The sequence below is a fragment of the Phycicoccus elongatus Lp2 genome (assembly GCF_000367525.1).
GTDB lineage: Bacteria > Actinomycetota > Actinomycetes > Actinomycetales > Dermatophilaceae > Phycicoccus_A > Phycicoccus_A elongatus.
The window spans coordinates 495,559-508,796 of the sequence record NZ_HF570956.1 but is presented as its reverse complement, the minus strand read 5'-3'; the positions used below and the strand labels follow the sequence as shown (position 1 = coordinate 508,796).

Genomic DNA, 13,238 nt, shown 5'->3' with positions numbered 1-13,238 from the left:
CGCCGTCACTGCCAAAGGTCGGCGACCCGCTCGGCGATGCGGTCGGCCTGGTCGCGGCCGGCCATGACGCTGGCTGAGGCCTTGCTCATGTCGAGCGGGTTGAAGCCGATGAGCGCGCGGGCCCGGCGGTCGGGGGCGATGACCAGGGATCGCGCGCTCGGACCCAAGCGCTTGGTCTGGATCGCCGGCCGGTCGTAGCGGCGGACGGCCAGCGGGATCGGCGCCAGGGTGAGGACGCGTTCGTGACCGATCGCCAGGTCGGCGTTGGCGGCGCTGCGCACTCCCCCGTCGACATATTGCCGACCCCGTATCGTCACGGCGGGGAAGACTCCCGGGACGGCGCAGCTCGCCGCGACGGCCCGATCCAGCGGCACTTCGCTGTCATTGGTGAAGAGGGTGAGTTCGCCGGTCACGGCGTCCACCGTCGTGATGATGAGGCGCTTGCTCGGCCAGGGCGTGTCCCTGAGGTCGACGGCCACGACGTCGATGAACTCCTCCTCGGTCGCCGTCCTGGCCTTCAGGGCCGCCCGCCCGATGACGGCGCGGCCGTGACTGCGCCCCGGGTCGAAGGCGCCCCGCAGGAAGCGCTCGGCATCCCCCAGACCGAGCCGGCCGAGCTTGAGGGGCTCCCGACCGTGGAGGCGGGCGAAGGCGAGGTCGAGCGGTGTCTGCAGGGCGACGTGTGTGCCGACGACCGAGCCGGCCGAGGTGCCGATGACGGTGTCGGCGGTGCCCAGGTCGATCCCCTGCTCGCGCAGGCCGATGATGAGGCCCCCGAGCCAGCCGATGCCGGTGGCGCCGCCGCCACCGAGCACGAGCGCGCGGCTGGGCGTGGGCAGGGTGAGGTTGCTCGCCCAGGAGGAGCGGCCGTAGGCCGTCCACACTCGCTCGTGCACCTGCGTCACCACACTCACCTCACTCATCGGACTCACGCATGGCTGGTTTCCATGGCTCGTGTCCATGATGAACCCGTGAGACTACCGGCCAGTACCACAGGTGTTGTGATCCTGAAGACACCGGCGCCCCGTGAGGAGGTGGCTCAGGCGCTCACGCCCTCACTGGCCAGAGGGTCGGCCAGCCGCAGGACCGGGACCGGCACGGCCACCAGATCACCGCCCTCGAATCGGACCTGACACTTCGCAGCGCCGACGAGCTCGATCTCGCCGACGGCCCCGTGCCAGGTCGACGACGGCGCGACCACCTCGACGATGTCCCCGACCGCGAAGGTGCGCTCCGGCGCCCCCGCGACCACCCTGTCACCGGAGGTGCCGAGCAGCCGTCGCAACTCCGCGGCATACCGCTCGGGCATGGGCACCGAGGCGCCCTGATAGCGCCAGCGGATGAGGTTGCGCAGGTCGAAGCGACGTGAGCACCGGCTGCAGGTGGCCACCCGCTGGGGGGCTCGGTGTCGCGTCGAGGTGTGTCCGGCCGGGCAGGTGCCGACCCAGTCGCCGACCACCCGTGGCGCGTCGAGGGAGACGCACCGCTCACCCGAGGACCCGATCGCTCGCGCCTTGGCGCGCCACACGCGGTCGTGGCCGTGCTCGGGGCCGACGAGGGCGTGGGCGATCTCGTGGAGGATCGTGTCGCGCACCTCCTCCTCGGAGTGCAGCTCGGTCAGCGGACGGGAGAGCCCGATCTGCCGCTTGCCGAACCGGCAGACGCCGGCCCGGGTCTTGGCTCGATCGGCCACGACAGTCCAGCCGTGGAGCTCGTGATCGGCCATCAGTCGTCGCGCCATCGCCAACGCGTGGTCCATTCGCATCCGGCGCTCACCTCCTCTGACCTGGTGTGACCAACCCTATGGGCCGCCACCGACAGCCCCCGTGAGCCGCACGGTGTCGGCCACCAGACCGCCGGCCAGGCCGGTCTCGATGCCGACGCGGACGCGGTCACGCAAGGTCCACGGGTCGATCGTGTTGATGTGGATCTTGGTGCCACCCTCGAAGCCGGCCGGCGTGTTGATCCGCCACTTGACGATCGCCCGCAGTGGGATGCGTCCGCGGACCTCGGGGGGCCGATAGTGCCATTCCTCGTTCGTCGGGACGGCCGGGCCGGTCGCGACGTGGACCGCATGCAGGAGGTCGGACCATCCGTCGAGTTCCTCGGGCGTGAGTTCCCACGGGGTGGCATCCATCCGCTTGGCCCACACCTCGATGCTCGGGAAGAGGTGACCGATCCCGATGAAGGCCAACGCACTCTCGGTCTCGGCGACCTGCAGGCGGTGCCTGGCAACGGGCTCGAGGATCGCGTGACGGAAGAGATCGGGATCGCTGGCCAGCCGGGCGATCTCCTCCTCGCGGCGCTGCCCGAGAGCATCGATGCCGACGACCTGCTTGTGGAGGTGGTCGAAGGACGCCCCGGCCGGCCGCAGCCAGTTCTGGAAGGCCGCGACATTGCGGATGAGCGGGTTCATCTCGAACATCCACTCGATGGCCCCGACGGTGAAATCGATGTACTCGCGATGCTCGCCCGGTGTCAGCGTCCCCGACCCGGCCAATTGGTCCTCGCGCTCCGCACCGTCGACATGGTGACGACGGGCGACGACGACATCGTGGAAGCCGCCGAAGAACCCCAGTTCGGTGAGCCGCCGCCGCTGCGGTGAGCCCGCGGCATACCGAGGGTCGTTGCTCTGCGAGCGCAGGGTGAGGAGATGGTCGAGGTGGGCCCGCCCGCCGGGGGTGCTCACGTAGTGCGCCCATCGCGCGACCGCCAACTCCGAGAACTCCAGACCGTGGTTGAGCCGCCAGTAGTCCACCGAGACGATCTCGAAGAGATTGGCGATGAGCCGGAACTGCGCGACCGTGTCGAAGAGCTCCTCGGCAGTCAGTCCGGTCAGGGTGTGCCAGCCGTGGCCCTCGCGGATGAGCCGAGCCTTCTCCGGGGTGGTGTCGAGATAACGCTGCTCGCAGAACGCGCAGAAGCGGCCGTCGAGACCGTGGTCGATCGGGCGATCGCTGCCGGCCAGCGTGGGCAGCGGGCGGTCGGCGCGCCCGGGCACGGTCCACACCTGGGTGCCCGAGAGCGGATTGACCTGCTTGACCGTCCCATCGGCCATCCGGACCAGCGGTTCGCTCGGGGTCGGCTCGGGCACGAACCCAGCGTAGGCCGTGAGGTCCGCCTCAGTGGAAACGCTTACGCATCGTGTTTACGCTTGGTGGACGTGAGGACGTTCCTGGCCGAACATTCGGTCCTTCTGCTCTTCGTCATCTTGGCCATCGGCACCGTCGTGGGCCAGATCCGCGTGCGCGGCATCTCGATCGGCCCCGCCGCGGTGCTCTTCACGGCTCTCGGATTCTCGGCCTGGCACAAGGATCTTGCGCTCCCCGAAGTCCTGGGCACCTTCGGGCTGGCGCTCTTTGCGTACTGCGTGGGGCTGGTCGCCGGGCCGTCCTTCTTCTCCTCGCTGCGCTCGGGGGCCAAACCGGTGTTCATGGTCTTCGGGACCCTCGTGGGCGTGGGCGTGCTCGCCGGCGTGCTCGGGCGCGTCCTCGGCTTCGACGCCGGGACGGTCGCCGGTTTGTATGCCGGCGCCAACACCAACACCCCGGCCCTCGCCGCGGCGATCGAGCGGCTCGAGGGGGCTCCGGAGCCGACCGTGGCCTACTCGATGACCTATGTCCTGGGCGTCGCCTTCCTCCTGGCCGCGGCCGCGTGGGGCATCCGACAGCCCTCCCGTGAGAGCGATGACGAGACCGGGCCCGAGCCGATCGTCAACGCGACGATCAAGGTCACCCACGACAACCCCCTGACGGTCAGCGAACTGACCTGGACACCCCACGGCCGGGTGCTCTTCTCACGACACCAGGTGGGTGACGGGGAGATCGACATGTCACACGGGGACACGGTTCTGCGGCCCGGTGACCGCGTCCTGGCCGTCGGTCCGGCGCTGGCGGTCGAGCACGCCATCAAGCAACTCGGGAGGCGCTCGGGTCTGCGCCTGGACGAGGAGCGGCACGATGTCGATTTCCGGCGGATCGTATTGTCGGAGAAGCGGTTCTTCGGTCGGACGGTGGGCGACCTCGATCTCTGGAGCACCTTCGAGGCTCGGCCCACGCGGGTGCGAAGGGCCGACCACGACTTCCTCGCGACCGACGGTTTCGTCCTGCAGGCCGGCGACCGGATCCGCGTCGCCGCACCCCGTGAGCGGATGAACGAAGTGGCGAGCTATCTCGGTGACTCCGAGCACGGCTCCGCCGACATCAACCCCCTCGGGTTGGCGCTGGGTCTGGCCATCGGACTGGCGCTCGGGGCCCTGCCGATCCTCATCCCGGGGCTGGGCGCGATGACCCTCGGCTCGGCCGCCGGTCCCCTTGTGGTGGGTCTCGTGCTCGGACGGTTGCAGCGCACGGGTCGCGTCGTGTGGACCCTCCCCCACCAGGCCTCGGAGGTGCTGACGCAGCTCGGCCTCCTGCTCTTCCTCGCGTATGCCGGTGGCCGGGCCGGGTCGGCCTTCCTCGCCGCGGTGCAGACCCCGCTCGGGCTCAAGATCATTGCTGCGGGCGCCGTGGTCTCGGCGGTGCACGCGGCGGCCCTGCTCGTCATCTCGCGCGGCTTCCTCGGTGTCGGTGGCCCTCGACTGGCCGGCTTCATCTCCGGGTCCCAGACGCAGCCGGCGATCCTCGCCTTCGCCAACTCGACCTCGCGCTTCGACGAGCGCGTGGCCCTGGGCTATGCCCTCGTCTACCCGGTGGCCATGGTCACCAAGATCGTCATCACGCAGATCCTGACCATCGTCGCCTGACCCTGGGTCGGTCACCACGGCATACCGGAACCCGCCAATAGTGCACTTTCGGCGGTCGGGCAACACGGCATACCGGAACAAAGGGGATGGCCCCGGCTCGCGTTGCGAGCCGGGGCCACGTCAATTGCGCTGTGCGACAACCTCAGGCGGCAGCCTCATCGGGCGCGATCTGCGTGCCCTTGGTGGGGTGCGGCTTGCCGGACTTGCCGGCGCTGCGCTTGCCGTTGATCATCGACGTGTCGTAGGCCAGGGTGCCGGTCGAGAAGGCGATCGCCTTACTCATGATGCCCAGGGCCTCGGCGTTGACGTTGTTGATGTCGTCCTGCGGGGTGTGGTAGTTCGGGTCATACATGATGCCCTCGGTCCCGCCGAACTTCGCGACCTCGTCGGCGGTCTTGCTGCCGTCGGCGCCGGTGAAGAGGCCCGACGATGCGACGCCCAACTCGATGAAGGCGGCGTAGTCGGAGCGACCGGAGAACGCGGTGTCGACCCAGGGCTGACCGATGCTGTCGAAGTAGTCCGTGAGGATCTTCTCGGTCTGGATCGAGCCCTCGGGCACGTCGACCGGCGCCGTGTAGGTCGACTCGTTCGCGTCGTAGACCCCGATGATGTAGTTCGGCGAGGCGACCATGTCGTAGTTGAGGTAGGTCGCGATCTTGGCGAGTTCGGCCGGGTTGTTCTCGGCGAGGTCGTAGACGTAGTGCTCGGAGCCCAGGAGACCGAGCTCCTCTGCGCCCCACCACGCGAAACGGACCTTGTTGTTGACCTTGTTGGCCTTGCCGAGCTGGATCGCGGTCTCGAGGATCGAAGCCGTGCCGGAACCGTTGTCGTTGATGCCCGGGCCGTCGTGCACGCCGTCGAGGTGGGCGCCCATCATGACCACGTTGTTGGGGTCACCGGTCTTGGTCTCGGTGGTGATGTTGAAGGTCTGGCGGGTCTCCATCGACTTGTCGAGGACGAACTTCACCGTCACTGAGCCGTTGGCCATCTTGGCGAGCAGGGACTGGCCCGTCGCTTGCGTGACCCCTGTGGCCGGAGCGGTCGCCGGGTCGACTCCACCGAGAGTGCCGTTGAGGGCGCCAGCGGCGTTGTTGTAGACGATGACGGCGGCGGCGCCGACCTGGTGGGCCACCTGTGCCTTCTGCGCGAAGGAGCAGGTGCCACGGCTGACGAGCGCGATCTTGCCGGTGAGGTTGGCCCCACCGTAGGCAGCCGCGTCACAGCCCTGCACGTTGACGGCCGGCGAGGCGAGTTCACCCGTGACGCCGCCAGGGCCGGTGCCCTGGCTGTAGCTCATCGGGTTGTTCTCGATCGGCCCGCTGCCTGGTGCGACCTCGGTGAGGCTGGTCGCGTGGACCTCCTCGTAGAAGAAGTCGAAGTACTGACGCTGTGGGCTGTAGCCGGCCGCGCGGAGCTGCTGCTCGACGTAGGCGCCGGAGGCCTCGTAGCCGGAGGTGCCGGCGCCGCGGTTGCCGTCGTTGGCGTCGGCGATGCCCTGGAGTGTCTTGAGGTGGCGCATGACGCCCTGAGTGGTGACAGCATCGGCGAGTTTGCGCGCGCTGTTGGGGTTGCCCGCCTGGGCGGGAGCGGCCGCAATGCTGGTGGCGATCAGCCCGGTGAGGGCCAAGGCGGCGGTGGATGCTGCTGTGCGTCGTTGCACACGCATGTCGTCGTCTCCGTTTCGTCAGGGTTCCCCAGCGGTGTGCCGGGGGCCCCTCGACCCTAGGAGAGACGGGTGGGTCGCACGATCGGCGCGAACGTAAAGGAAAGTTAAAAATCTGCAGCCGTGCGATTCCGAAGGCCACTGGAGCCATGGGGCGTCTGCGTGGGCGCACTGGTCTGTCGGCGCGGTGAGCGCGGCGAGGGCGCGTGGGTGTGCCGCCAGTGAGCCGTGGGTGCGCCGCGGGGTCCCGTCAGGAGGCCGGCTCAACTTGGGTGTCGGGTTGAGGGGGTCCTGACCCCCTCAACCCGACACCCAAGATGGGGCTGGCCTTGTCAGCGGGTGACGAGTTGGGCGTGCGCCTCGAGAACCTCGAGCGGGAAGGGGTCACCTGCGACGGTGGCCTCGCCCGGCACGTCGATCCACGGCCCCCCGTCGACACTGAACTGACCCGAGTAGGTGACGTCGACCCGCACCTGGGCATTGGCCGTGGACCTGTACGTGTGCGTGACGTCGCCCGTGGGGTGAGGACCGCCCAAGCTCGTCGTGGGACCGAACGACTGGCCGTCGCCGAAGACATAGACCGCCTGCTTCAGCGCAGGCTTGATCCGAACCTGCCGCCCGATGAGCGTTGTTGTGTCGACCTCGTCTGGCTGGAAGCCGGCCTCCGGCCACTTCAGCTCGAAGTACGTCGGTAGGTTGACCAAGGTCCGCCCATTCACCGGCTGCACACTGACCGTCGGGTGCGCGAAGTTCGTGTCGTGGTACTGCTTGAGGATCATCTCCATCGTGAGCGTCGGTGCTGCACCCGGAACAGCGGCGGGGAAACACGTGAAGCCGATGTTGCTCCAGACCAGTGCGGGAATCGGGTTTGCGCTGCCATCGACGGGGTTGCCGTCTCGGTCAACCAGCGCTCGCCAGACAAAGACCGCGGGACCAAGCGCTTCAGGGCTGCTGTTCCTGGCGCACATGCTCACGGCCCGTGGACACATGTCGTCGCTTGCCGCGGGACCGGGTGGCGCATCGCTACACGGTGACGTAGCACCAAACCTGGACCACGGACCGGCGAAGTCGCCCGCCTGCGCGGCTGAGCCGACCATCTCGTCACCCAGTTCCGCCAGACGCGCCTTGCTCATGCCGACGATCTTGGTCTTGTCAGCCTCGTCATCGACTTGTGAGAACAGCTCATCATTAGGCGAGTCGGCGGTGGCCGGCCCGGCCCCGAGCAACAACAAAGCGATGGGAACCAACGCGAAGATCAGCCTCCGGAAGCTCATGGCGTGGCGATCCCGTAGATGAGCCATCCGTCGTTGCGCCAGATCACGACTGCCCGCAGCATTCCCTTTCGATCGTTGACCGTCCGGACCACAGAGCCATCGGCTGCAACTATCTCGGCGGGAAGCTGATGTAACTCGACGTCAACGAATTCCTGCCCCTCCGGGGCTCCTGCAGCAGGACTGGCGGAGATCAATGTCACCGAGTCGCCCTTGACTCGCTCACCAGCGGTCAGAAGCTCCTTGGCATGCTCACGGTTGTTTGAACATGTGCCACAGGTCGGGTCGGCCAAGCCTTCCAGACTGGAAGAATTGGGTGCCGCCCAGGCTGCATTCAGTTGGTCGTAGTAGAAGCGCACGAACGCCACGGCACCCTCGGGCGTCTGCGCCATCGCCTCGGCAGGGATGGACACCGACGCACTCGGGCTGGGGCTGCCGGAGTCAGACGGCGAAGCCGTCGGGCTGCTCACCGTCGGCGTCGGCGTGGGGCTCGGCTGGTTGTCACCCCCACCGTTGCACCCTGCCGCCAGCAGCACCGTCGCCGCGGCCGCGGCATACCAAAATCGCTGTTTCCTCACCCGAAGGCCCTTCCCCCAAAGAAACCGAACTGTCACGAGCCTAAGCAATCAAAGGTAAAGGGATGGTCAATCCACAGGGCGAGGTGGGGCAGGTGGCTACGGTGAGTCCATGACCATCGCGGTGGATCTCGACCGCTTGGAGCAGGCGCTGGCGGACTTCGGCGCCGGATATCTCCTGACCACGTCCCCGGACGGTCGAGTCAAGGCGGTGACGGTCGAACCCACGTGCGTCGACGGCATACTCCTGGTTGGCCCCTCGAAGGGGAGCGCGTCGAACCTCTCGACCAACCCGACGGCAACGGTCCTCTTCCCGCCGCGGGAGGCACAGGGTTACTCCCTCATCGTCGACGGCACCGCGGCAGCCACCGACGCCGGGATTGCCGTGACCCCACAGTCGGCAGTCCTGCATCGGCCGGCGGCCCACAGCGACGGGCCTCCCCCGCCGACCGGTTGCCAGAACGACTGCACCCGCCTCTGACTCGAGCGTGGTCGCGTTAGGCGACACGACGCAACGCCTCGGGAACCTCACGAACCGATGCCGGTGTCGCGACGAAGACGCCGAGGCAAAAACTCCCCGAGACTCACAGAGTTCGACCACCTCGTTGGCGAAGGCAAGGTCGTCGCGAGTGAACAGCGGCGATCCGGGCCTACCCACAGCGACGAAGAGCGGGCCCATGGCGACCTCCAGAGCGACCTCGAGCACCCTCTTGGTCTTGGCGCGCGTCGCCCGCCCCAACTGGTGGCAGACCATCGGCTGCACACCGATCAGGTCCTCGTCACACAACCAGATGGCGATGCTGCCGAACTCGCGGTCCTCCTCGCCGACGATGAGGTCGATGAGATCGGCACGGAGTTGAGGATCGATGAGCGGTGTCGTGCGGATGTCTGATGGCAGGTCCTCGAAGGTCATGTCCTTCACTGTGCCCGAACGCGAGCAGTGCCCTTCCGGTTATGCACAGCCCCCCAACAGGTCAGGCCTTGAGTCGGACGATCAGGTGCATCACGCCCGTGGTCGCCGACGCGATCGACTCGACGTCGTAACCGTCTTCGAGGCCTGCGAGTCCCTCCCACAGCGACACCCCTCGACCCGGGACGATCGGCACGAGCACGACCTGCATGACGTCGGCCAGTCCAACGAAAGGAACTCACGCACCGTGGTCGGCCCACCGCCGATCCGCACGTCCTTCCCGCCAGCCGCCTCACGCGCCAACGCCCGCACTTCTTCGGGCGTGCCGTCGACGACGTGGAAGGAGGTGCCATTGGCGAGAAGCTCGGCTGGGGGCAGGTCATCCGCACGCCCGAAGACCCCGCCAACCCGTCGCACGGCGCGAAGCGCGGCACGCCCACGATGGGCGGGCTCGTCTCATCGCAGGAGCAATCACCGGCTATCTCGTCGGCACGTTCACGGGCGGGTCGCCCCCCACGATCTCCGGCATCCTCGTCATCTGGATCGCGCAGCCCGATCTCGGCGTAGAAGGTGCCGTCGTCGATGCGGGTCACCTCGACGCGGTCGACGTCGGCGGGGGGTTTCGAGCATCGCCCGCATGAGGTCGTGGGCGAGCGGCCGCGGGGTGGCGGCGCCTTCGACGGCGATGAGGATCGAGGTCGCCTCCTGCGCACCGATCCAGATCGGCAGGATCCGCCCCTCCCCCGGAAGCTCGTCGATGGGCTTCAGCAGAATGACGTGCTGGCCGGACTGATCCAACGCGACGCCCGCGGCCCGCACCTGCACCATCAGCAGTCTCCGTTCCGTGTCGCGAGCCATCCGATGAGGTCGTCGGTGATGTATTCGCCGTCGTCCGTGATTCTGTCCGACAGTGCACCGACGTCGAGGCGATACACCTCGGCGACCGCGCGGGACTCGACCGGATCGAATCCGCCGGCAGCGCGGCGCATGAGGTAGCCCAGGCCCCCGCCGTCGTCGCCGACGAGCACCCATCCTGGCGCGTACTCGGCGACCTGGAAGGTCTCGTTGCGTTCCTCGATGTCCTCGGGTGCGTAGATCTGCGTGCCGTCTGCGAGCAGAACCCCGCGCGAGATCGACCACAGTTCGGCGAGCACCGGCACCGGTGGCGTGACGTCGACGGTCGGGGTTGCCTCCGGGTACGGCGGCGCCGGGACGAGCTCGGGCGCCTCGGATGCTTCCCGCAGCCAGTCCCGAAAGCGCGGCCCATCCGGGTTGAGTCGGCGTGCATATGCCGCGTCGGAGGGGTCGGGCGGCATGGTGGCGACGAGCAGCAGCACCTGCTGCCGCGCTTCGCCCGCGCCGAACACGCCCTCGATGTCGAGGAGGCGCAGCGCCTCTTCGAGGGTCGCGAGCCGCACCGCGAATTCGACGTCGAGGGCTTCGTCGTCGAGCTCGTACAGGTCGCCGCGGGCATCCCAGACATCTCTCAGGGCTTCGAAGTGCTCGTCGCCGATGAGCGCGAACTCGCTGGCGGCGAGATCCCACCGCTCGTCGCCGTCGACCGTGACGGTGAGGTATGGGCGCAGTCCGTCACCGGTCGTGACAAGCGCCACCGCGCACAGGTCGTCCGCCACGCTCCCAGGCAGCTCCGACAGCGCGGCCCGGGTTGCGTCAGCTATGGCTCGGGCGAGCTCCAGATCGGGTTCCGGGCGCACGGCCGGCGGCGCCTCGCGATCGGCGAGCAGCATGTTCCACAAGACCTGCACGTCCGTCACGGTGTCGGGCCCGGCCGCACCCTCGGGAGCGACGACGTGCACGTCGAATGCCAGCCCCGCGACAGCATCGACAACGTCCCGCAGCAGGTGCGCGAGCGGGATGCGGTCGTTCAACCACAATCCCCGGTCCAGCAGCGGCTGCGCGTCGTCGGCGCGCTTGAGCACCTCGGCAGCGCCGATGCTGAGCAGTCGATGAAGACGCATCGCGACCGCCGCGGGCGGTCGCTCCCGCAACACAATCACGACCCGCTCGGTCTCGGGTGCACTCACGGCACGGCCCCCATACGCCCAGCCTGTCACACCAGTTCAGGCCTGTCGCGGTGTGACCATGCCGTACTGCCCCGGGAACAGCCCGAAGCCGAAGTCGTCGTCTCCCCCGCCGACGACCCCGTTGTTGTTGAGGTCGAATCCGCTGGGGATGCCGGTGTTGGAGGGGGCGGTGAAGAAGTACGGGGTTCCATCGCAGATGTGAGAACCCCCGATCCAGTGCGCGGACTCAGGCAAGGGTGTCGTTCCGCCCCCTAGCCCGGGTGCTCGCTCCTTCGCTGGGGTCGCGCTGGCGGGCGCCGGATGGCTGCGTTCCGGGCGGGCCATTCCCAACGACTCAACTCACCCTGCCTCCCCGATAACCCAGATGCCAATGAAGGTGAGGCAAACGAGGCATAGCGTTGCGAGGACTGCTGGCAAGCACGAGTCGACCCGGCTGGTTCGCGGCGGCGGTGGGTGAACGGAGGTCGGTTGCGCAAGGCGCTGCCTCATCGCTGACGCGCGACGATTCCGATAGGTCCGGCCGGACCGATAGTGGATTGGCCGTCGTGGCCGGCATGGAAGGGGGTGCCGCACCCGGGCTTGCGAGCCGAGGTCAAGCCCGGAGCGGTGGTGTACGAGGTGATCGTTCGATGGTGATGTTCAGGCGCTGATGGCGCGGGCGATCAGGTCGGGGTTCACCTCCTCGGTCAGGAGGACTGTCTCGCGGTCGGCGAGGGCTGCGCGGGCTTGTTTGAGGGCCTCGAGTCCGAGGTAGCGGCGTTGTTCGGCCCATTCGTCGTGTTGCTCGGCCAGGACGGCACCGACGAGGCGGATGATCGCTTCGCGGTTGGGGAAGATGCCCACGACATCAGTGCGCCGGCGGATCTCGCGGTTCAACCGTTCGTTGGGGTTGTTGGACCAGATCTGTCGCCACAACACTTTCGGGAAGATCGTGAAGGCGAGGATGTCGGCGCGGGCGTCCTCGAGGTGCTCGGCTACTGCGGGGAGCTTGTCGTGCAGCCCCTCGAGGACGCGGTCGAACTGGGCGTGGACGGCTTGGGCGTCGGGTTGGTCGTACACCGAGTGCAGGAGGGCTTTGACCCAACCCCACTGCGATTTGGGGGTCGCGGCCATGAGGTTCGCGGCGTAGTGGGTGCGGCAGCGTTGCCAGGACGCAGCTGGCAGGGTCGCGCCGATGGCCTCGACCAAGCCGGTGTGGGCGTCACTGGTGACCAGGCCGACCGGGCCTTCTTTGGTCAGGCCGCGGGCGACGAGGTCGCGGAAGAACCCCAGCCAGCCCGCACCGGATTCGGTTGTCGCGCACTGGATACCGAGGATTTCGCGGTAGCCGTCGGCGTTGACGCCGGTGGCGACCATGACCGCGACCTTGACCACCCGCCCGTTCTCACGCACCTTCATCGTGAGCGCGTCGGCGGCCACGAACGTGTACGGCCCCTCGTCCAAGGGTCGGGTCCGGAACGCCTCGACCTGGGCGTCCAGGTCCTTGGCCATCTCGGAGACCTTTGACTTCGACAAGCCGGTGATGCCCAGCGTGCGCACCAGTTTGTCCATCCGGCGGGTGGAGACCCCAAGCAGGTAGCAGGTGGCCACGACGGTGGTCAGGGCGGCTTCAGCGCGGCGGTGCCGTTCCAGCAGCCACTCCGGGAAGAAGCTGCCTTCACGCAGCTTGGGGATCGCGATGTCGAGAGTGCCGGTGCGAGTGTCCAGGTCCCGATGCCGGTACCCGTTGCGCCGGTTCGTCCGCTCGGTTGACCGGGTCCCATAGTCGGCGCCGCACACACTGTCGGCCTGCGCCGACAACAAGGCGTTGACGAAGGTGGAGAGCAGGTCACGCATCAAGTCCGGGCTGGCCTGCGCGAGCTGCTCGTGCAAGAACACGTCAGGGTCGATACTGAGGTTCGCGGTCATCGCGATGCTCCATTCGAGAGTGCTGTGAGAGGTTCACTCGAAGGATCACGCGGTGACCGCACCTGCATCCAGCAGGGACACGCCACCGGTGTCGACGTACACCAACGCTACGGACTCAACTC

Annotated in this window: 13 protein-coding genes and 1 pseudogene; 3 read left to right on the top strand and 11 right to left on the bottom strand. The window is 68.0% G+C overall.

Going from position 1 to position 13,238, the window contains the following annotated elements; translation table 11 throughout:
- Positions 1 to 5: 5 nt before the first annotated feature.
- The 3 genes from BN10_RS02440 to BN10_RS02430 form a co-directional block, all read right to left on the bottom strand.
- On the bottom strand, positions 6 to 923 hold the full coding sequence (locus tag BN10_RS02440; RefSeq protein WP_010849569.1) for a patatin-like phospholipase family protein: 918 nt from the start codon (positions 921 to 923) through the stop codon (positions 6 to 8).
- A 116-nt stretch (positions 924 to 1,039) separates the two neighbouring features.
- Positions 1,040 to 1,765, bottom strand: a complete 726-nt coding sequence (locus BN10_RS02435) for a SprT family zinc-dependent metalloprotease (RefSeq protein ID WP_010849568.1) — start codon at positions 1,763 to 1,765, stop codon at positions 1,040 to 1,042.
- Positions 1,766 to 1,801: 36 nt separating this feature from the next.
- The gene (locus BN10_RS02430; RefSeq protein WP_010849567.1) at positions 1,802 to 3,094 is read right to left on the bottom strand and encodes a DUF4921 family protein; all 1,293 of its coding nucleotides are present in this window, start codon (positions 3,092 to 3,094) and stop codon (positions 1,802 to 1,804) included.
- Between the two features lie 69 nt (positions 3,095 to 3,163).
- On the opposite strand from BN10_RS02430, the gene BN10_RS02425 reads away from it, so the two are divergent.
- Positions 3,164 to 4,744: an aspartate:alanine exchanger family transporter gene (locus tag BN10_RS02425; protein ID WP_198013988.1), complete on the top strand. Its 1,581-nt coding sequence runs from the start codon at positions 3,164 to 3,166 to the stop codon at positions 4,742 to 4,744.
- A 142-nt stretch (positions 4,745 to 4,886) separates the two neighbouring features.
- On the opposite strand, the gene BN10_RS02420 is transcribed toward BN10_RS02425, so the two are convergent.
- From BN10_RS02420 to BN10_RS02410, 3 genes are all read right to left on the bottom strand, one after another.
- A complete protein-coding gene (locus BN10_RS02420) occupies positions 4,887 to 6,410 on the bottom strand; it encodes a M28 family peptidase (protein WP_010849565.1) in 1,524 nt (507 codons plus the stop codon).
- A gap of 329 nt (positions 6,411 to 6,739) precedes the next feature.
- Positions 6,740 to 7,681 (bottom strand): hypothetical protein, encoded by a 942-nt coding sequence (locus BN10_RS02415; RefSeq protein ID WP_010849563.1) that lies wholly within the window; start codon positions 7,679 to 7,681, stop codon positions 6,740 to 6,742.
- On the bottom strand, positions 7,678 to 8,256 hold the full coding sequence (locus tag BN10_RS02410; protein ID WP_233354243.1) for a DUF6318 family protein: 579 nt from the start codon (positions 8,254 to 8,256) through the stop codon (positions 7,678 to 7,680). Before BN10_RS02410 ends, BN10_RS02415 begins: the two co-directional genes overlap by 4 nt.
- A 109-nt stretch (positions 8,257 to 8,365) precedes the next feature.
- On the opposite strand from BN10_RS02410, the gene BN10_RS02405 reads away from it, so the two are divergent.
- Positions 8,366 to 8,734, top strand: coding sequence for a pyridoxamine 5'-phosphate oxidase family protein (locus tag BN10_RS02405; protein WP_010849560.1), 369 nt, complete (start codon positions 8,366 to 8,368; stop codon positions 8,732 to 8,734).
- A gap of 493 nt (positions 8,735 to 9,227) precedes the next feature.
- Here BN10_RS02405 and BN10_RS17155 read toward each other — a convergent pair whose 3' ends face one another.
- Positions 9,228 to 9,374 carry a hypothetical protein gene (locus BN10_RS17155; RefSeq protein WP_010849558.1) on the bottom strand — a complete coding sequence of 49 codons (147 nt, stop codon included), beginning with the start codon at positions 9,372 to 9,374 and terminating at the stop codon, positions 9,228 to 9,230.
- A gap of 125 nt (positions 9,375 to 9,499) precedes the next feature.
- On the opposite strand from BN10_RS17155, the gene BN10_RS18195 reads away from it, so the two are divergent.
- On the top strand, positions 9,500 to 9,730 hold the full coding sequence (locus BN10_RS18195) for a hypothetical protein (RefSeq protein ID WP_010849556.1): 231 nt from the start codon (positions 9,500 to 9,502) through the stop codon (positions 9,728 to 9,730).
- Here the strand turns inward: BN10_RS18195 and BN10_RS16615 are convergent.
- The 4 genes and pseudogenes from BN10_RS16615 to BN10_RS02375 form a co-directional block, all read right to left on the bottom strand.
- Positions 9,698 to 9,991, bottom strand: coding sequence for a bifunctional nuclease family protein (locus BN10_RS16615; RefSeq protein WP_051369605.1), 294 nt, complete (start codon positions 9,989 to 9,991; stop codon positions 9,698 to 9,700). The genes BN10_RS18195 and BN10_RS16615 overlap by 33 nt on opposite strands.
- Entirely contained in the window at positions 9,991 to 11,208 is a 1,218-nt protein-coding gene (locus BN10_RS15475; RefSeq protein WP_051369604.1) for a DUF4303 domain-containing protein, read from the bottom strand. Before BN10_RS15475 ends, BN10_RS16615 begins: the two co-directional genes overlap by 1 nt.
- A gap of 54 nt (positions 11,209 to 11,262) precedes the next feature.
- Positions 11,263 to 11,391 (bottom strand): annotated as a pseudogene (locus tag BN10_RS02380) (endonuclease/exonuclease/phosphatase family protein); the annotation flags it as partial.
- Between the two features lie 456 nt (positions 11,392 to 11,847).
- Entirely contained in the window at positions 11,848 to 13,116 is a 1,269-nt protein-coding gene (locus BN10_RS02375) for an IS256 family transposase (RefSeq protein ID WP_010849552.1), read from the bottom strand.
- Between the last annotated feature and the right edge of the window lie 122 nt (positions 13,117 to 13,238).